This window comes from Methanosarcina sp. WH1 (assembly GCF_000970005.1).
In the GTDB taxonomy this organism is placed as follows: Archaea; Halobacteriota; Methanosarcinia; order Methanosarcinales; family Methanosarcinaceae; genus Methanosarcina.
In genome coordinates, this window is the sequence record NZ_CP009504.1 from 86035 (window position 1) to 106580 (window position 20546).

The following is a 20546-nucleotide window of genomic DNA, read 5'->3' on the forward strand; positions in this document are numbered from 1 at the left end:
AACCCCCATAATGATAAAATCGGTAGCGTTAAGAACTGAGAAAATCTAAAATTTCAACGAAAAAAGTGGGATGTAATTTTAATTACGTAAAAATCTGCAGTTTTGAAAGGGAGGTATTTGCTGTAATCAGGAAATAATCCAGGAAGATTTCGTGTGCAATTTTGGACGCAAAATAGTTTGCTTGATGCTGAAGATGCGTCCAGTAAAAACCGAAACATTTTTACTATATGAAAAAAGAGTATACGCGAGGGAAATATAAGATTACATTATATCTTTATTTCCTATGTGGATTGAATTCTGGATTGAAACTTTTGAACCTGACTAGTATTCATTATCATTTATCAAGAACCAAAAAACTAAAGAGGTTGGGTTGATGATTCATGGATCCATTTAATGCAATAGTAATAGCTGTCTTTTTACCATTTATACTTGCATGGACTTTACCTGCGTTATATAAAGTATTTAAACAGAGGATTGGCTGGATTTCGGCACTTATAGCATTTACGTGTTTTGCGCTGAATACTCAGGTAATCCCGTACGCTATGGCAGGTACTCCTGTAAAGGGTTCGTTTACCTGGTTACCGGCAGCGGGTCTATCCTTAGACTTTTACGGAGACGGCATGGCTGTTCTCCTGGCATTAATCGTTTCAGGCATTGGTGTTATCATCATGTCTTATTCAAATGGTTATATGTCCACAAAGGAAGACCTGCCAAGGTATTACCAGTGGCTCTTACTCTTTATGGGTGCAATGCTGGGTATTGCCTATACAGACAATACGATCCAGATGTTTATTTTCTGGGAACTGACTAGTATAACATCTTTTATGCTTATCGGATACTGGAGAGAAAGACCAGAATCCGTATATGGCGCAACCAAAGCCTTTCTGGTAACTGCCGGTGGCGGACTTTTCATGTTCGCAGGCTTCCTGATGCTCAGGGTCATTACAGGCACTTATGCGATCTCTGAACTGGCTCAGAGTTCTGAACTCCTTGGAGTTCTCCACGGAAGCAACTTATACGTTGCAACTCTGATCCTGATCTTCATAGGGGCTGCTTCCAAATCAGCACAGGGGCCGTTCTATATTTGGCTGCCCAATGCTATGGAAGCTCCGACTCCTGTGAGCGCGTTCCTCCACTCGGCTACAATGGTCAAGGCTGGTGTCTATCTGGTTGCAAGGCTGCACCCTATCCTTTCGGGAACCCCCGAATGGCTTGTCCTGGTTGCCGGGACAGGGATGATCACCATGGTTATGGCGGGCTTCATGGCTTTCCGGCAGACGGATATCAAAGCCATCCTGGCGTACTCGACAATCAGCCAGCTGGCCTACCTGATGACCATGTATGGTTATAGTACGGCTGAACACCCGGGACTGGGCTTTGCGGCAGCAACCTTCCACATGTTGAACCACTCTACCTTCAAAGCTACCCTCTTCCTTGTGGCAGGTATCGTGGCTCACGAGACGACAACCCGAGATATCCGAAAATTGGGTGGGTTGCGTAAGGAAATGCCAAAAACGTTCATAGTTGCGGTGATCGCAGCAGCTTCAATGGCTGGTGTTCCTCCACTCAACGGGTTCCTTAGCAAGGAAATGTTCTATGAAACATCCCTTGAGATAGGTGAGCTGGTTTCAGAAACTTATGGAGGACCGTGGGCTATTGTCTTCCCGGCTGTTGCAGTGGCAGGTGGTGTATTCACCCTTATGTATTCTATCAGACTGATAGACGGGATCTTCCTCGGAGAGAGGACCCACGACCATGATGTTCCTCACCACGTGCACGAAGCTCCCTGGGTTATGCTGGCTCCGGCAGTTTTCCTTGTAGGTCTGATCATCTTCTTCGGGCTCTACCCCAAGTTCCCAATCGAAACTCTGATACAGCCTGCCTACAGCGGCCTTGTTCCCAACGCAGATCACCTGCATGTAGCGCTGTGGCATGGAGTAACCACGCCTCTTTTGATGACGATAGCAACCTTTGCCATCGGTATTGTGCTTTACAAGTTCTATGACTCACTTGCTGCCTGGCAGAACAGTTTCAACGACAAGCTTCCCTGGATCAGCACGAACTACTGGTACGATGCAACCGTAAACAACGCAAGAGACATAACCCACAAGTTCGCAGCGATTACCCAGCCAGGACCCATTGGAGTGTATATCAAGATGACATTACTCTTTATGGGTTTCCTGATCTTCTGGCCGGTCTATAAGTTTGGTATAGGCATGGGTATAGGAATTGGCAACATTCTGCCTGCAGGGATAAACTATGCTGCACAGCCTTATGAAATCGTGCTGTACGCTCTGATGATTCTGGCAGCGCTTGGTGCTGCAGTTCTTCCAAAATATCTGCCTGCGGTCATATCCCTCTCCGAACTTGGTTTCTTGGTAGCCCTGCTTTACGTATACCTCAAAGCTCCTGACCTTGCAATGACCCAGGTCTGCGTAGAAACCCTGTCCACCATTATTTTCATCCTGGTGGTCATGAAGGTTCCACAGAAGTTCAAGGAGCCTATGCCGGCAGGTAAGGTTCTGGTGAACCTGCTACTCTCAGGTGTTGTTTCATTTGGAGTTCTTGCCGTAATGTTAAATGCAAATATAGGGGTACTGGCTCCGTTTGAGACCTTCAACTACTACTTCATAGAGAAGGCTCTGGAAATGACCGGCGGACTTAACGTAGTTAACGTGATAGTCGTGGACTTCAGAGGGTATGATACCATCGGAGAAATCTCAGTCCTTTCCCTGGCAGCCCTTGGAGTGTATAGCCTTATCCTGAGCAGAGCAAAAAAGGTGAAGGGAGGTAAGGAATAATGGCCGATACCTCAGTAATTACCAAAACAATCGCAAAGGTCTGTTTGATGATCGATATGCTGTATTCAATCGATCTTTTGCTTATAGGAGGTAACAGGCCGGGTGGAGGTTTCATTGGTGGTGTGCTTTGTGCAGCTGGTATCGGACTAATCTACGTCGCATACGGGCATGATGCAATCAAGAAAATCTGGAATCCGGACTGGCATATGTGGTTTGGATACGGGCTCCTGTTTGCAAGCATAACTGCTTGGTCTCCATTATTTGCAGGCCACAAATTCTTCCGAAGTGCCTTTGATTTCATTCCCGTAGAAGTAGGAGGCATACACCTTTTTGAGCTTGAAATGGTCTCATCGATGTTCTTTGACCTTGGTGTGTACTTCGTAGTGGTCGGAGGTCTGCTGTTTATTGTAACTAAATTAGGAGCCGATAAAGGTCCGGAGGGAGAACATGAATAATTTTTTCCTTGAGCTTACAATCGCTCTGCTCTTCGGGATAGGAACTTTCCTGGTCCTCCGCAGGGACATGATGAAAGTTATTATCGGTTTCGGTGTAATTTCCCATGCCATTAACCTGTATATCGTTGGAAGCGGAGTTTTCACCGACGGTACCCTTGTACCTATTCTGGAGCATGAGCAGGCTTTAGAAGGTCTTGGCCAGGGGCTTATCTATAACGATAACCTGACAGCTGGAATTCTTGGGCCGATAACAACTAATCCGTATACAGAATTCGTGGACCCTCTTGTGCAGGCCCTTGTACTCACGGCAATTGTGATCGGGCTTGCAACCACTGCATTCGTATTGACTCTTTGCTACCGCGTCAATGAAGAATATGGTACTGTTGATGTCCAGGAACTCAGGAGGCTTCGAGAATGAGCTTTTTAATGGATAATCTGCCGATGCTCCTGGTTGCTATCCCTCTGTTAATGGCTCCGGTCACAATCCTGACCAAAAGTAATCCCGGGCTGCAAAAGGTACTCGACATCGTATCTGGCTTTGTTTTATTGTGCTTAAGTGCGCTCCTGATCACAACCGTCTGGAACAATGGAATTATTGCATATGATGTAGGAGAATTCGGAAAGTACGGGATTGTACTTGTAGCCGATCTGCTGGGTGCAGGGATGGTTCTTCTGAACTGCCTTATTGGCTTCTTGGGCTTGATTTACTCCTATGATTACATAGAAGAACAATCCCTTAATCAGACTTACCACTCCCTTTACAACCTGATGCTTGCAGGTATCAATGGAATCTTCCTGACGGGTGATATCTTCAATATGTTCGTCTTCTTCGAAGTAATGCTGCTTTCCTCGGCAGCTTTGATAGTTGCAAACGAAAACTCAAAGGTTACGAAGATTTCGGACAAGATGGAAGCCACAATGAAGTACCTGGTCCTGAACATTCTCGGGGGTAATGTGATGCTGATAGCAGTTGCGTCATTGTATGCATCTATCGGTTCCCTGAACATGGCAGACATTACCCTTAAGATCAGGGTGCTTGCTGAGGCAGGAGCTGTCCCATGGCACCTGTATGCAGTGGGCTTGCTCTTTATCATTGTATTTGGTGGTAAGGCAGCAATGTTCCCTCTACACTACTGGCTTCCGGATGTGCACCCCACAGCTCCGTCCCCTATCAGTGCAATGCTCAGTGGTGTTATCATAAAGATCGGAGCTTACGGTATACTCAGAGTCCTCTTTATGGTGTTTGCTCCCTTCCAGTCAGTGTACGGACCAGTCATTCTCTTCATGGCTCTGGTCACCCTGGGCTTGGGAGCAACTTCGGCAATAGGGCAGACGGATGTTAAGCGTATGCTGGCTTATTCCAGTGTATCCCAGATAGGATACGTCTTCCTGGGCTTTGGAATGGCAGCAATGGCAAATGCAGCCGGCGAAGCTGAGGCTGCAGCTCTAATTCTTGGCGCGTCCGTGGTCTACCTGATAAACCACGCACTTGCAAAGAGCATGTTGTTCCTTACCTCGGGTGGAATCATCCACACTGCCGAGACAAGGGATATGCGGCAGATGGGAGGCATGGTCAGCAAAGCTCCTATGATGGGTGTTGCTTTCCTTGTGGGAGCCATGTCCATTGGTGGAGTGCCCCCGATGGGAGGATTCATCTCCAAGTTCCTGCTCTTTGATGCAGGTCTTAGATCTCAGTTCTACATGCCCATAGGGATAGCTCTGATTTTTGCAGTCTTTACTCTCTTCTACATGTTCAGAGGCTGGATGCTTATATTCTGGGGAGAACGAGATCCGCAGTATGGGGAATATTCTCACCACAAACTGTCTCCTCTTATAGTGCTTCCAGTCCTGTTCCTGGCAGCTATTGTGCTGATCCTTGGACTGTACCCTGAACCTGTCGTAGAGTTATCACAGATCATTGCAAACCAGATTATTGATCCGCAGCCTTATATTGATGCAGTAATGGTGAGGGTGATCAGATGAAGCGTCGTACACTTACCTATATGGCACTTCCAGTTGTTTGGTGCCTTGTCAGCGGACAAATAACCCTTGGCAGCATTCTGCTTGGTTTCCTTTTTGGAATCGTAGTAGTAGCTCCCTTCAGCGAGCTGTACAGGCTGGATGAGGTGGTATACCCCACAGGAAACTGGATTTCAAAGATTCCGAAGAAAATCATGTATTTTTACGTTTTGATCAAGGAGGTCATAAAGGCCAACATAGCAGTTGCAAAGATCGTCATCAAACCCACGATAGACATCAAACCGGGAATTATCGCGGTTCCTATCCGGACCAAAACCAATATCGGAATTACGGGTATTGCCAATACCATTACCCTTACCCCCGGAACCCTTACAGTGGACATTTCGGAAGATAAATCAATCCTCTATGTGCATTCTATCGATGCAACAGATCCCCAGGGCATTCGTGATTCCATCCGGGATGATCTTGAACACTATGTACTGGAGGCATTCGAATGATGATTACACTGGAACAGGCAAATTTCCTGGCACTGGTCGTTATGGTAGTTGCTCTGGTGCCAAGTACGTACAGAGTTCTGTACGGTCCGACTCTTCCTGACAGAATCGCAGCTTCAGATGCCGTTGGTAACGTTCTTGCAATGATATTTGCTCTCTATGCTTTCCAGGGACGTTCGATCTTCCTAATGGATGTTGCCATGCTGCTTTCAATCATCTCCTTTGTGGGGACGGTAATAGTAGCAAAGTATCTTGATACAGGGGAGGTGTTGTAATGGCTGTACTCGCGAATATACTGGATATAATCAGTATAATCTTCCTTGTTGTAGGGCTCATATTCATATGTCTCGGAATGCTCGGCCTGCTGCGTTTACCTGATGTATACAATAGGCTGCACGCAACAACCAAAGTTGCAACCCTTGGTGCTCTCGGAGTCCTTGTGAGCATCATCATCCAGGAGGGCTATACACCAATGGGAGTAAAGGCGCTGACTGTAGGGCTTTTTATCCTGCTTACAGCTCCTATTTCAGGCCATATGATCGGCAAGGCAGCCTATCACTCAGGAGTAAAATTCTGTGAAGGCACCTGCCTGGATGAATACGGGCCTGAACACGGGCCAAAAAGTGTACCAAAAAGTGTACCAAAAAGCGTACCAAAAAACGGACAAAAGAGACAAAAATAAAAATAAAATGAATGTGTTTTTTAAACACATTCATCCTTTTGTTTTTTATCGGGTTTTTGTTTTTTCCGATTTATAGATATTTATAGATATTCGATTAGGCATCTGTTTCTTTTTTATCCGGTTCTAATTCGGTTTTTTTGATTCTATCGAATTTCTGTTTTCAGATTCTTTTTTTTCAGATATTCAGATTCTTTTTCTTTTTTCCAGATATTCAGATTCTTTTTTTCCCGGATTATAGCTGTAAAAAGTCAGGTGGCTTCAAATTTGAGGGAATGAGTTTATTTCAGCAGGATAAAAACCACTCCTGATGTAAAAAATAGCTTATTTTGAAATTGAAAGTCTAATGTTTTTTTTGCAAACAATAAAATTTTTTAGCCTTCTAAAAAGGGAATCAATTATGTTATCTATTTTCAGATCCCATTTATATATGCCAGTAAATCCCGGAGAAATTAAGGGTTCCTTTGTCAGATAGGCCCTTTTTTAGGAACCAACTTGAAAGCGAGTTATAATGGGTCTGAAAAGAGTTCTGAACATGATTCTACAGGATAAAGACCAAATTTGAAATACGGAAAAATTCTGAGTCCAGAAATGTTCTAAAAAAGAACAGGAACGGTCTTAAAAGAGTCAAATCGGATCGAAAAACGAATCAGAGCCAACTTTTAACAAATGATTCGCCATTGAAGATCCCTGAATTAAAATCATGGGTGAAATATTACCGGGATTTAAACTGGTTTTTTAAAGGGATTAAAGCAGTTTCGAGCTTTTTTTCAGCCAGATATTATCAATAAAGATTATCTGGTATGTGTAATATATAGACAACTCATTTAAATGGTATTTTTTCTTTTTTATATAGACTAAATCGAATAGGTATATGTTCTCCTCCGCGAATTCTAACCCTGAAAAAGCCAGAAATGTGAACAAGCAGAACAGAGAGGAATAGATATTATAAGAATGGTACATCTTTCAGACATTCATTTCTCAGAGGCATACTATATGCCGGAGATTGCAGATGCAATGCTTGAAAAAATAAATCAGGATAATCCGGACATTGTTGTAATTACAGGCGACCTTACGGAAAACGGGCTTGCTGCCGAGTATAATGGGGCAAAAAACTTCATTGACAGGATTGAATGCAAAAATAGGGTGGTTGTTCCCGGAAATCATGACTCAAGAAATGCAGGTTACCTTTTCTTTGAAGATATTTTCCAGGCGAGGTCTTCTTCCGGATGTTTTGGGGAAGTCACGGTTGTAGGGCTTGATTCTTCCCAGCCGGAACTTGAAGAAGGGCACATTGGAAGGGAAAACTACGGCTGGATAGAGGAGTCTTTCTCAACAAACGGTTTTAAGGTTTTTGCCCTTCACCATCATTTGATTCCGATTCCCAGGACAGGCAGGGGTAATAATGTGCTTGTGGATGCAGGGGACGTGCTTGAGCTTCTGGACCGTTCAGGTGTGAACCTTGTGCTTTGCGGGCACTGGCATATCCCCTGGGTCTGGAGATTAAACGACATGCTTGTCGTCAGTGCAGGAACAGTTTGCTCGTCCAAGATCCGGGGAAAAGCTTCGCAGTGTTATAACTATATTGAGCTTGAAGTGCCTGAACCTGGATGTACTCGCTGGCACCTGCAAGTTCACAGAGTTTTCGCCGGAGGAGAAAAAGAGCGGGTTGTAGACAGTATAATATAATCAGAGTTTTGGTAGTATTATTAATGGGTAAAGCGAAGAGGTAGTATAATATAAAGGAGAAAAAGAGCGGGTTGTAGACAGTATAATATAATCAGAGTTTTGGTAGTATAATTAATAGGTAAAGCGAAGAGGTAGTATAATATAATAATGAGGTTACGAAGAAAGAGTCCTGATAACTTCAGATTCTTTTGCCGTTTCCTCTATATTACATTTTTTGCTGTTTCCTCTATATTACTCATCTTCTTTTTTACTGCTTTTTTCCTATTGTCCTTATTATTCTTTTCTTTCAATATTTCGTTTCCTCTATTATTTCATTTTCCTCTATTATTTCATCCCCCTCAATATTTTACCCTCCTGCAGAACCTTATACTCCTGCAAAATTCTGGTCGGCTATGTTATATTTTTGGAAATAACTTATAAACTATGAAGCTCGGTTTAGGAATCGATACTGGTGGGACATACACTGACGCCGTTTTAATGAACCTTGCAGACGGCAGAATTCTTGATTCTAATAAAGCACTAACTACGCATTCCAATCTGGTTGAAGGGATAGAAAAAGTAGTTGCGGGCTTAAAACAGGAGTATCTGGAGGATATAAAACTTGTTTCGGTATCCACAACTCTTTCTACAAACTCCACACTGGAAGGCAAAGGCCATCCTGCAGGCCTGATCCTGGCAGGCTATAAAGTCAATGGAAATATCCCGGCTAGTGAGATAATTTCCATAGATGGTGGCCACGATTCAAAAGGAAACGAAGTTAGTTGCCTTGAACTTAATTCTGCAGAACAATTCGTTAACAGCACCAGAGGCAGGCTCTTTTCATATGCCGTATCTTCTTATTTTTCCGTACGGAACCCGGAACATGAGCTTTCAGTAAAAAAATCAATAGAAAGGTTGACCGATAAGCCTGTCGTCTGCGGTCACGAACTTTCCCTGGGCCTGGGAGCTTACGAAAGGGCAGTTACTGCAGTTCTGAACGCTCGTTTGATCCCGATAACCTCCCAGTTCATTCGTGCCGTTCTATCGGTTATGGAAGCACGAAATATCAAAGCTCCTATGATGGTAATGAAATGCGACGGTTCCCTTGCACGCATAGAAGAGGCTCTTGAAAAACCCGTCGAATCTATTTTTTCAGGCCCTGCCGCAAGCCTTGTAGGGGCTGCCCATATAAGCGGCTTGAAAACCTGCGTGGCTGTGGATGTGGGAGGCACGAGCACCGATATTGCTCTGATGGAAGGTGGAGTTCCCGAGATCAGTGAATATGGGGCTGTAGTGGGAAACTGGAAAACTATGGTCAAGGCGGTCAGGATCAGAACTTCGGCTATGGGAGGAGACAGCCACGTCTGGGTACAGAGAAAAATCTATATTGGCCCGAACAGGGTTATTCCTCTCTGTCTTGCAGCTTCAAACTATTCTTTCCTTGAAGACAAGTTGAGGAAAGCTGAAAAAATTTCGGACAGGATAATGGATGATATCTTCCAGCCAGCAAGCTTCTTTGTCAGGAGTGGGAATGCGGGGGTAGATGATGACATACATGCTCTTAATTACTCCATCGAGTTTGAACTGGAAAACTATGAACGTCAGATCTTTGATTTTATAGGATATGAACCGGTTTCAGTATCCGATATTTCTGAAGCAGTTGGAAAACATCCCCTGCAGTTTGTAAAGGCTCTGCGTTCTCTGGTCCAGAAGCGCTGCATTTACCATATAGGTTTCACACCTACGGATGCTCTTCATGCGCTTGGAGAGTATGAAACGTGGAACAGTACTGCCTCCTGGCTGGGAGCAAAAATTCTTGGCAACTATCTCGGACTGGATCCTGAAAGTTTTTCCCGAGAAATAAAACGAAATTTTGCAAAAAATATTGCTCTTGACCTGCTGGCGTTCTTTGCAAAAGACTTCAAGCGGGAAGACCTTGAAAAACTGCTGGAAAACACTCGCTTCACAAAGTTCAAAATCAATATTCCGGTTGTAATGATCGGGGCACCTGTCAAAGCCTATGTACCCGAACTCAGAGAATTTATCGATGCGGATATCAGGGTTCCCGAATTCCATGAAGTGGGCAATGCCGCAGGAGCCCTGGCTGGCAACGTCATCAAGAGAAGTGAAATTCTAATCCGGCCGGTAGGTCTCGGAACCGAGCAGTATCATGTGTTCTCTGAAGTAGAAAGGAGGGTTGCAGATAATTATCTCGAGGCTGTGGACTATGGAACGGAGCTTATGGAAAAACTGATTTTTGACCATATGGACGGGTATGGGCTTCAGAAAGATCAGGTCCGTTTTGACTTTGAAAGAAAGGACTTCAATCCTGGCTTCGGAGCCCAGAAAGAGACTCGTTTGACAGGGCTTGGTATAGGAAACCCTTTGAGGCTGGAGCAGTAACGAATCTTAAAAGTAAAGAACCTTAAAAGTATTTTCCAATTAGAGAGCTGACCTTATCAGGGGATTATAATAAATTTCCGAATAGATCTTCAGTTCTCATAATATCCTTTTAGTTTCTTTTCCCTTTTTCTGGAGATTACAGGAGTACTCTTTTTTTCTTCTCCTCCAGCCCCTTTTCCCGTTAGATCAGGTTTTTCGGTTCTGATAAACAAATTTTTATTTATGTTTAGTTACCTCCTTCTATCAGAACTATTATTCTATATAACTGAATTTTATTCTGCAAAATTGCTTATTTCAAAGGAGTGACGAAAATGCGCAGGGACTACATAGACAGGGATTATAGCCCAAAAGACACAGATCTGATCTGTGAATTCCATATCGAACCGTCGGCAGGAGTGAATTTTGAGGAAGTTGCCACCCACATGGCAGGGGAAAGCTCTATAGACTCCTGGACTGAGATTTCCACATTGAGTCCCGAACTTGCAGTAAAATTAAAACCTCACATTTTTTACCTGGACGAAGAATCACAGACCGTAAGGGTGGCTTACTCGGAAGACCTTTTTGAGCTGGGTTCGGTCCCCCAGGTGCTGAGTGCTGTTGCAGGAAACATTTTCAGTATGAAAATCGTTGACAACCTCAGACTGCAGGACATAGCCTTCCCCAGGCCAATGCTCCGCGAGTTCAAAGGTCCGAACTTCGGGCTGCCGGGGATCAGGAAACTTGTGGGGGTGCAGGACCGGCCTCTTATTGGGACTATCGTTAAGCCAAAGGTAGGCTTAACCTCTGAGAAACATGCGGAAGTTGCTTACAATTCTTTTGCCGGAGGTTGCGACCTTGTTAAAGATGATGAGAACCTTACCGACCAGAAGTTCAATGGCTTTGACAGAAGGGCTGAACTCACCCTGAAATTCGCAGAAAAAGCTGAAGTTGAGACCGGGGAGAAGAAGATGTACCTCTGCAACATCACAGCCCCGACCTGTAAGGAAATGACCCGGCGCTTAAATGTCCTCAAAAACCTGGGTGCCAGCTATGCAATGATCGATATCGTGCCGGTAGGCTGGACTGCTCTTCAGACTCTGAGGGAAGAGGCCGAAGATGCGGGTCTTGCCCTTCATGCCCACCGCTGCATGCACTCGGCTTATACCCGGAACCCTCGCCATGGGATAAGCATGGTTCTTGTTGCCAAGCTCTGCAGGTTGATAGGGCTTGACCAGCTCCACATAGGTACGGTTGTCGGGAAAATGCATGGAGAAAAGCATGAAGTCCTGTCTCTAAGGGATGAGTGCGTGCTTGATAAAGTGCCTGCGGATGAGAGCCAGCATGTCCTTACCCAGGACTGGGGAGGATTAAAGCCAATGTTTCCGGTAGCGTCTGGAGGGCTTGCCCCTACAATGATTCCTGACCTTTACTCTATCTTCGGAAAAGATGTTATTATGCAGTTCGGGGGTGGAATCCATGCGCATCCGATGGGTACGGTAGCCGGAGCTACTGCCTGCAGGCAAGCCCTTGATGCAAGCCTTGAAGGAGTAAGCATGCAGGACTATGCAAAGGACCACAAAGAACTTGAAGTTGCTATCGAGAAGTGGCTTAAAAAATAAGTTATGTAACGACTAGGATGTATAATAAGAACCAGTTTCTAAGAACCAGTTTCTTAGAACCAGTTTCTGAGAACCAGTTTCTGAGAACCAGTTTCTGAGAACCAGTTTCTAAAAGCAATTTACAAGCTGTTAAAAACAGAAAAAATAGCAGGATACTTATCAGTAAGGAGTTTACCTTCGGTGCAGGCAGAAAACGGAAATAAAATAAAGACCCGGTTTTTTCGGGTCTCTGAAGAGAACTTTGATGTCGTTCTTGACGAGGCTGCGGCGATTATCAGAAGGGGTGGGACAGTAGCCTTCCCTACGGAAACTGTTTATGGGCTTGGAGCTGACGGGCTGAACCCGGATGCTGTCCGGAAAATCTTTGAAGCAAAGGAACGCTCACCTGGCAATCCTCTCAGCTTGCTTGTCCATTCCAGGGAAGATCTCGGAAAGGTTGCAAAAAATATTCCTGAAAAAGCTTTCAGGCTTATGGATGCTTTTTGGCCTGGTCCCCTTACGATTGTGCTTGAGAAAAACGATATTGTCCCGGAAATTACCTCGGGAAACCTGCCGTCGATAGGGCTCCGCATGCCTGATCACAGGATTCCTCTGGAGCTTATAAAGAAGGTAGGCACTCCTCTGGCTGCTCCGAGTGCGAACCTTTCAGGAAAGCCCAGTCCCAGTCTGGCAGCCCATGTCCTGGCTGACCTTACAGGCAGGATTGATGCGGTTATTGATGGAGGGGGAGCAGCTATAGGGCTTGAGTCAACTGTTGTCGATATGACGGTTGAACCTCCTGTAGTGCTGCGGCCCGGAGCCGTGGGAATTGACGAGCTTGAAAGATTTATTGGTAAAGTCAGGCCCGCGTCTGGAGGGACTGAAGCCGGGACGGGAGAGGCTATGCCTGAAAAGCGGGCAGGTCAGAAATACAGTCATTATGCCCCTGATACGCAGGTCATGCTTGTGGAAGGGGACAGAAAAAAGGTTTCTGAAAAGATTGACGCCCTGCTCGAAAATTACCGGTGCGAATGTAAGAAAGTCGGGCTTCTGATCAGTGATGAGACCGCAGGCTTTTTTGCTTCTGAAAGATTGAGTGCATATGAATGCTTTTTATTGGGGTCCCGCGAAGAGCCTGAGGAAGCTGCCAGAAGACTATTTGAAGGGCTCAGGGTTCTGGACACGAAAAGTCTGGATGTGATTTTGGCTGACGGCTCTTTTACCCCTTCAGGACTTGGAGTTGCACTTCTTAACCGGTTAAGAGAAGCTGCCTCCGTAAGATATGCTGTTTAAGTCTGTTGTACCGGTTAAATTGCAATAGTATCGGTTAAATTGCAATAGTATAAGTAGAGTTTGACAGAGTAGAGTTTGACAGTCAGATTTGATAGTTATTGATTTTTTAGATATCTGGAGAGATCCTCTTGAAAGCAGAAAAAAAAGAACAGATGGAAAAGATGCGGGCTTATAAAAAAGTTCGGAAACAGAACAACAAGACAACAGGAGTAAGTCTTGCGATCCTGGCTGTAGGTCTGCTTTTTAAGACTCTTAATATAACTATTCTTGGTATTGATATCGGGTACTATCTTCTCTGGTCAGGAGTTTTTGTCTTCTTTGTGACTTCGATGTCAGGTCTCTTCGCTGCGGGATCCCTGCGTAAGCAAAAATAATCTTTTTCTTTCATTTCCTAAAAGAGGCTTTTCAAGATGGGTGAAACGATTGCAAGTGAAGAAATGCATGAATACTTCAATGGGCTCGAGGCAAGGCTAAAAGAGGCAATTGAGGTTGCAAACAGGGCCCGTTCCCGGGGTGGAGATCCGAAGCCCACTGTGGAAATTCCCCTTGCCAAAGACCTTGCAGATAGGGTAGAAAACCTTATCGGGGTCAAAGGAGTTGCTGCAAAGATCCGGGAACTTGAGGTCAATATGTCCAGGGAAGAAGCTGCCCTTGAAGTCGGGCGCCAGGTCGCCGAAGGGATTGTAGGAAGCTTTCCAGCAAAGAAAGATGCCGTGGAAGCTGCTATCCGGGTTTCCATGGCGGTCCTGACTGAAGGGGTAGTTGCAGCTCCTATCGAAGGAATCGATAAGGTAGATCTCGGGAAAAATGATGATGGTTCTCAGTATATCCGGATATTTTATTCCGGGCCTATCAGGAGTGCGGGGGGGACTGCGCAGGCGCTTTCCGTGCTGGTTGGCGACTATGTGAGGCGCGGGATAGGGATTGACCGCTACAAGCCAAGAGATGAGGAAATAGAGCGCTATGTGGAAGAAATCCTGCTTTACAAGAGGGTCGCAAGCCTTCAGTACATGCCTTCAGAAGATGAAATCCGTTTGATAGTCAGGAACTGCCCGGTTTGCATTGATGGGGACCCGACTGAAGAAGCCGAGGTTGAAGGGCACAGGAATCTTGAGAGGATAGGGACAAACCGTGTCCGGGGAGGAATGTGCCTTGTGCTTGCCGAAGGTCTCGCCCTCAAGGCCCCGAAGGTCAAAAAGCACGTTAACAAGTTGAAGATGGATGGATGGGACTGGCTGGAGACCCTTATCGGGGGTGCTAAAAGTGGGGAGAGTGCTGAAGATGAGCAGAAAAACAAGATCAAGCCAAAGGATAAATATATTCGTGACCTGATTGCCGGGAGGCCTGTGTTTTCTCACCCTTCAAGGCCAGGAGGTTTCAGGCTGCGGTACGGGCGGTCAAGGAATACTTCCTTTGCTTCGGCGGGGATCAGTCCTGCCAGCATGGTCTTACTTGATGATTTTATAGCTAATGGGACTCAACTCAAGGTTGAAAGGCCTGGAAAAGCTGCAGCCATGTCTGCCGTGGACTCCATAGAGGGACCTACGGTAAGACTTTTTTCGGGAGATCTTATCCGTATAGATAATATAAAGGAGGCATATGAAGTCCGGCCACAGGTTGAAGTAATTGTTGATATTGGGGAAATTCTGATCAATTATGGGGACTTCCTTGAAAATAATCATCCTCTTATGCCTTCTCCTTATGTTTTCGAATGGTGGCAGTACGATTACCAGGCAGCCTGCCCTGAACAAATTCCCGAGGACGAGCTGAAAAACCCGTCGGCTGCTCTTGCTCTCAGGCTTGCAGAGGAGTTTAATGTGCCATTGCATCCGAAGTTCACCTATCTCTGGCACGACATAAACCGGAACGAGTTCGAAGCTCTCAGAAACTTTGTGGCTGAAAAAGGGAGTTTTCTGGCAGGTGAAGTGGCTGGGGCAGGGGTCCTTAAACTGCCCATGAAAGCTTCCCTTGAAGAGGGAATAAAGCCGGTGCTTGAAAAGCTCCTTGTACTTCACAGGGTAAAAGATGATGAAATCCTTATCGAAGAGGCTCTTCCTTTTATTTTGTGCCTTGGGCTTGATCCTTCCCTCAAAGAAAAAGCCAGTATGCCAGACCTGGATGATATGGTGGAAGCTGCAGGTGTTTTAAGTGGGTTTAAGGTTTACCCGAGAGCTCCTTCAAGGATAGGGGCACGGATGGGAAGGCCAGAAAAATCTGACCTGCGCAAGATGTCTCCTGCAGCCCAGGTGCTCTTCCCGTTAAACAATTCCGGGGGAATTACGCGAAATCTTGTCTCTGCCTCCGACTACACATCCTGCATGAATGGAAAGATAGGGGAAATTGAAGTAGAATTAGGGCTGAGAGAATGCCCTGCCTGCAGGAAAGAAACTTATTTCTGGCGTTGTGAATGTGGAGAATTCACGAATCCCAAACTTTTCTGTTCTCGCTGCAAGATTGATGTAAGGGGTGCTGAGGTCTGCCCCAAGTGCGGGAGAAAGCCGACTTCTGTTGCAAACGTAAAACTGGATTTCCGTTCCATTTATAAGCAGGCTTTTGAGAACTTAGGGGAAAGGGAAAAAATGGGTCTGATTAAGGGGGTAAAGCGGCTCATGAACGGGCAGATGACCCCCGAGCCTCTGGAAAAAGGAATCCTGCGTTCAAAACATAATGTCTACGTTTTTAAGGACGGGACTATACGCTACGACATGTCAGATATTCCTCTTACCCATATCCGGGCGGATGAACTGGGAATTACGGCAGCCAAACTTCTGGAACTTGGTTACAGGGAGGATATATGTGGAAACCCTCTTGAGAGGGATGACCAGGTTGTCTGCCTGAAGGTTCAGGACCTTGTGATATCTTATGACGGGGCTGAGTATATGCTGCGTACTGCAAAATACGTGGATGACCTTCTTGTGAAGTACTATAAGATTGAGCCCTATTACAATGCTGAAACTATTCAGGACCTCGTGGGGGTACTGCTCATAGGGCTTGCTCCTCATACTTCCGCAGGAGTACTCGGGCGTCTCATAGGGTTTACGAAAGCTTCCGTAGGCTATGCTCATCCTTTTTTCCATGCTTCAAAACGCAGGAATTGTGATGGGGATGAAGATTGCATAATGCTCCTTATGGATGGAATTCTCAATTTTTCGAGGTCATATCTGCCTGATAAAAGGGGGGGGAAGATGGATGCTCCTCTGGTGCTAACTACCAGGATTGACCCAAAGGAAGTGGATAAGGAAGCCCATAATATCGATGTTTCTGCGCGCTATCCTTTTGAGTTTTACAGGGCTACGCAGGAGATCAAAAGCCCCACTGAACTTGAAAGTATTATGGACCTTATTAGCAGTCGGCTTGGGACACCTGAGCAGTACGAACATTTCATGTTTACACATGATACCTCAAACATTGCTGCAGGCCCTCTTAATTCTTCATATAAGACCCTAGGAAGTATGATTGAAAAAATGGAGGCCCAACTCACCCTGGCTAACAGAATAAGGGCAGTAGATGCATCGGATGTAGCTGAAAGGGTACTCAAGTCCCATTTCCTTCCGGACCTGATTGGGAACCTTCGTTCTTTTTCCAGACAGCGGATGCGCTGTATCAAATGTGGGGAGAAATTCAGGCGTCCGCCCCTTACCGGAGCTTGCCCGAAATGCGGAGGCAATGTGATACTAACCGTGCACGAGGGATCTGTCCGCAAATATCTTGAAATTTCAAAAGAGATTGGAGAGAGGTACGGAGTCTCCAGCTATACCAGACAGAGGATCGAGCTTCTGGATTATGATATCAGCTCTCTCTTTGAAAATCACAGGGTTAAACAGCTGGGACTTTCAGATTTTATGTCCGGGTCTGCGCGCTGAGGCAAGAGCCGCGAGTCTTAATAATATGAAAAAACTTCTTACTATCTGCAGGATGGAGACAGGGCGGTCTAAAAGCTGGAAAAAATCGGAATGTTTATTAGAATGTTTATTAATAATACTCCCAAACTCCTCTGCAGAGTTTTTTTTCTTCTGGAAAACAGGTCTTTTCATTTTCTGGCTTATTTTTACTGGCAAAACTTTTTCTATCTAATTGGACAGTTCCCTATTTATTTTTTTCCACACTTATATAATTTATTCTGAATTTATATAGGGTCTGTTTTAATATCTATACCTCAATCTGTATTTTTTTTTTATTAATGTTCAGCTTTTTTCAGAGTTCGAGTTTAACGCCTCTTGGGTATGGTGGGGCTTTACTTTACAGGCAGCCCCAGGGAGTTAATCTGACTAATAAGTTCTGTGAAGTTCTCTATTTCCAGTTCCAGAACCTGTTCTTTGGTCATGCCTATGGACATTTCCCCGTCCACGGAAAGACACTCTGGTCCCCTGCGCACAAGCCTGTCCACCCCGTCTCTTCTGAGAGCTTCTTTGACTTCCATATCATGGACAAAAGCTCTTCCCGGAATGAATACAGTTTCAGTCACCTCCGAGAGATCCAGGGTTTTGAAATCGTCAATCGTAATAAGGCAGCCAATGTCCTTTTTCAGTGGAACTACGTTTACAGTTCCTCCAAGGGCTTCAAATATTTCCATAAGCCTGGAGGCTGCGACTTGACCTGTGATGATAGTTGCCTTTTTGGTCACCTCAGGAAGTCTTGAAAGGGCTTCCGGAACGTTGCGGATTGCAAAAGGTGAGCCAATTAATGGGTCTTCCAGGGGTGTTCCTGTGATCCTGATTGAAGGATGTTTTTCTGCGGAACTGCGCACAATTTCGGTAAATTCGGAAACCTTATGTGGAGTTATTCCGGGAATGATAGGAGAATTATTGAGAATCAAACCGTTTTCCTGAAAGTTTGCAAATCTCATAAGAATAGCTCCCTTTGCTCCCATAGTTTCCAGGTCACTCAGGGTCTTTTCAAGAACCTCTCCATCATTTATTCCCGGGAGGAGAACTATTGCTCCGTAGACTTCACAGTGGGCACAGAAGTCTCGAAGAACCTGAATTGAAGCTTCAGGCTCAGGGTCTTTCATATAGTCGGCTCTCATCGCCGGGTCTGTTGCAAAGACAGTGAAACTCACTTCTGTAACTCCATGATCTATGTAGAAAAGAGCATCATCAGGCTTACTGAAGCCTTTCCCGCTGGTATATCCCAGGTGTATCGGAGTGTTGAACTGAGATAGAAAAGTAACAAGATTCTTCAGTTCGGGGTAACAGCTTAAGTCCCCTCCTCCGCTGACAGTGAATTTTTTTACTTCTCCGGTTGTGAAGTAAAGTTTTCTTGCAGTCTCTTCGAGTACTATCTGGAGGGACTTGAAGCCTGAGTACGATTCTTTTACACTGCGAGTACAGTAATCACATCCTTTTTTAATAGGGAGGCAATACTTGCAGCCCAGGGGCTGGACATCTTTGACCTTTTTAAAATAGCAATATTTGCAAAAGCCTTTGCAGTCTACTCCGGGATTTCCACCTACGTCGACAACTACTTCCATATTAAACTTTCGTATCACGAGGATATTACTAAATCTTTTTGGTATGATTCTCATGATTAGATGGGAACATTTAAAAAAAAATCACGTCATATTAATCTTTTCTTATGAAAATACTTATATGTGTATTCAAGGGATTTTTCGGTAATATTAAGTAACTTTGAAATTTCTTTTTTCCATTGATCCCGTTTTTTTATATGAATTAAGAAAAATAGGTCACATCTTTATAAAATTGTCTTTAAAAAAATACATGAATTCATTTACCGGAGAACACAAAAGATTTAAGTACCTTCTAAACGAATGAGATTTCATTGGGAAAGTGGACACTTAAAAACGATGCGGTACTTGATTTGTGAGTGCTTTTGCACTCGAGTAGGTGACCAGTCCCAAAATGATTTTAATAAATTAAGGAGGAAATTAAAGTGTCTGACACAGTAGACATCTACGACGACAGAGGAAAACTGCTCGAGAGCAATGTCGATATCAAGAACCTTGCTCCAACAAGAAACGCAGCAATTAAAAAAATCATATTGGACACCAAGAGGTCCGTTGCAGTCAACCTCGCAGGTATTCAGGGCGCACTTGCCAGCGGCAAGATGGGCGGCAAAGGCCGTCAGATCTTAGGCCGTGGGCTTAACTACGATATCGTAGGCAACGTTGATGCAATTGCAGAAAATGTGAAGAAGCTCGTTCAGGTCGATGAAGGCGACGATGCAGATGTAAAGATCCTTAAGGGTGGAAAGAGCCTGCTCGTCCAGGTCCCAGAGTCCAGGATACTCGCTGGCGCTGACTACATGTCCGCAACCACCGTCGGTGCAGCAGCAGTCACCCAGACCGTTCTGGATATGTTCAAAACCGACATGTACGATGCACCTATCGTAAAGTCCGCTATCTGGGGAAGCTACCCACAGACAATGGACCTCATGGGCGGAAACGTTGCAGGTATTCTGAACATTCCACAGAACAACGAAGGTCTTGGCTTCTCCCTCAGAAACATCATGGCCAACCACGTTGCAGCAATCACCAACCGCGGTGCAATGAACGCAGCAGCTCTCTCCTCAATTTATGAACAGTCCGGTATCTTTGAGATGGGCGGCGCAGTTGGTATGTTCGAGAGGCATCAGCTCCTCGGTCTTGCTTGCCAGGGTCTCAACGCCAACAATGTCGTATACGACACCGTAAAGGAAAACGGCAAAGACGGTACAATCGGAACTGTTCTCCAGTCTATTGTCGGCAGGGCAATTGAAGACGGTGTAATCTCCGTTGACAAGACCGCACCATCCGGATACAAATTCTACAAGGCAAATGACGTCCCACTGTGGAACGCCTATGCAGCAGCAGGTACCCTTGCAGCCACTCTCGTGAACTGTGGTGCAGGCCGTGCAGCCCAGAACGTCTCCTCAACACTTCTGTACTTCAACGACATGCTTGAGAAGGAAACCGGTCTCCCAGGATGCGACTATGGTAAAGTACAGGGTGTCGCAGTAGGATTCTCCTTCTTCAGCCACTCAATCTATGGTGGCGGTGGACCCGGTGTCTTCAACGGTAACCACGTTGTTACCAGGCACTCAAGAGGCTTCGCAATACCCTGCGTATGCGCAGCAGTAGCCCTTGATGCAGGTACCCAGATGTTCACAATCGAAGCAACATCCGGCCTCATTGGCGACGTGTTCGGTGGAATATCAGAATTCCGCGAGCCAATTAAGGCAGTTGCAGGAGCGCTCTAAAC

General features: G+C 45.3%; 15 protein-coding genes. 14 read left to right on the forward strand and 1 reads right to left on the reverse strand.

The features are described 5' to 3' along the window. Positions 1-380: 380 nt before the first annotated feature. The 13 genes from mbhE to MSWH1_RS00445 all read left to right on the forward strand — a co-directional run bounded on the left by mbhE (position 381) and on the right by MSWH1_RS00445 (position 17213). A complete protein-coding gene (gene mbhE, locus MSWH1_RS00385) occupies positions 381-2801 on the forward strand; it encodes a hydrogen gas-evolving membrane-bound hydrogenase subunit E (protein WP_048125080.1) in 2421 nt (806 codons plus the stop codon). After that, positions 2801-3256: a monovalent cation/H+ antiporter subunit B gene (locus MSWH1_RS00390; protein WP_048125083.1), complete on the forward strand. Its 456-nt coding sequence runs from the start codon at positions 2801-2803 to the stop codon at positions 3254-3256. The genes mbhE and MSWH1_RS00390 overlap by 1 nt, the downstream gene beginning before the upstream one ends. Beyond that, complete coding sequence (locus MSWH1_RS00395; RefSeq protein WP_048125085.1) at positions 3249-3674, forward strand: NADH-quinone oxidoreductase subunit K; 426 nt, start codon at positions 3249-3251, stop codon at positions 3672-3674. Before MSWH1_RS00390 ends, MSWH1_RS00395 begins: the two co-directional genes overlap by 8 nt. Beyond that, positions 3671-5239, forward strand: a complete 1569-nt coding sequence (locus MSWH1_RS00400; RefSeq protein WP_048125086.1) for a proton-conducting transporter membrane subunit — start codon at positions 3671-3673, stop codon at positions 5237-5239. The genes MSWH1_RS00395 and MSWH1_RS00400 overlap by 4 nt, the downstream gene beginning before the upstream one ends. Beyond that, positions 5236-5733 carry a Na+/H+ antiporter subunit E gene (locus MSWH1_RS00405; protein WP_048125087.1) on the forward strand — a complete coding sequence of 166 codons (498 nt, stop codon included), beginning with the start codon at positions 5236-5238 and terminating at the stop codon, positions 5731-5733. Before MSWH1_RS00400 ends, MSWH1_RS00405 begins: the two co-directional genes overlap by 4 nt. After that, on the forward strand, positions 5730-6005 hold the full coding sequence (locus tag MSWH1_RS00410; protein ID WP_052722519.1) for a cation:proton antiporter: 276 nt from the start codon (positions 5730-5732) through the stop codon (positions 6003-6005). Before MSWH1_RS00405 ends, MSWH1_RS00410 begins: the two co-directional genes overlap by 4 nt. Continuing rightward, positions 6005-6412, forward strand: a complete 408-nt coding sequence (mnhG, locus tag MSWH1_RS00415) for a monovalent cation/H(+) antiporter subunit G (protein ID WP_048125089.1) — start codon at positions 6005-6007, stop codon at positions 6410-6412. The genes MSWH1_RS00410 and mnhG overlap by 1 nt, the downstream gene beginning before the upstream one ends. Positions 6413-7357: 945 nt before the next feature. Beyond that, a complete protein-coding gene (locus tag MSWH1_RS00420) occupies positions 7358-8098 on the forward strand; it encodes a metallophosphoesterase (RefSeq protein WP_255350499.1) in 741 nt (246 codons plus the stop codon). A 423-nt stretch (positions 8099-8521) separates the two neighbouring features. Then, positions 8522-10480 carry a hydantoinase/oxoprolinase family protein gene (locus MSWH1_RS00425; RefSeq protein WP_048125091.1) on the forward strand — a complete coding sequence of 653 codons (1959 nt, stop codon included), beginning with the start codon at positions 8522-8524 and terminating at the stop codon, positions 10478-10480. 284 nt (positions 10481-10764) lie between these two features. Next, complete coding sequence (gene rbcL, locus MSWH1_RS00430) at positions 10765-12078, forward strand: type III ribulose-bisphosphate carboxylase (protein WP_255350500.1); 1314 nt, start codon at positions 10765-10767, stop codon at positions 12076-12078. A 180-nt stretch (positions 12079-12258) separates the two neighbouring features. Beyond that, the gene (locus MSWH1_RS00435; RefSeq protein WP_048125098.1) at positions 12259-13350 is read left to right on the forward strand and encodes an L-threonylcarbamoyladenylate synthase; all 1092 of its coding nucleotides are present in this window, start codon (positions 12259-12261) and stop codon (positions 13348-13350) included. A 128-nt stretch (positions 13351-13478) separates the two neighbouring features. Further along, positions 13479-13724, forward strand: coding sequence for a hypothetical protein (locus MSWH1_RS00440; protein WP_048125099.1), 246 nt, complete (start codon positions 13479-13481; stop codon positions 13722-13724). Positions 13725-13760: 36 nt separating this feature from the next. After that, positions 13761-17213: a DNA polymerase II large subunit gene (locus tag MSWH1_RS00445; protein ID WP_048125100.1), complete on the forward strand. Its 3453-nt coding sequence runs from the start codon at positions 13761-13763 to the stop codon at positions 17211-17213. A 371-nt stretch (positions 17214-17584) separates the two neighbouring features. On the opposite strand, the gene mmp10 is transcribed toward MSWH1_RS00445, so the two are convergent. Next, the gene (gene mmp10, locus MSWH1_RS00455) at positions 17585-18820 is read right to left on the reverse strand and encodes a methyl coenzyme M reductase-arginine methyltransferase Mmp10 (protein ID WP_048125102.1); all 1236 of its coding nucleotides are present in this window, start codon (positions 18818-18820) and stop codon (positions 17585-17587) included. A 419-nt stretch (positions 18821-19239) separates the two neighbouring features. Between mmp10 and mcrB the strand changes: the two genes are divergently transcribed. Then, on the forward strand, positions 19240-20544 hold the full coding sequence (gene mcrB, locus MSWH1_RS00460; RefSeq protein ID WP_048125103.1) for a coenzyme-B sulfoethylthiotransferase subunit beta: 1305 nt from the start codon (positions 19240-19242) through the stop codon (positions 20542-20544). The last annotated feature ends 2 nt before the right edge of the window (positions 20545-20546 follow it).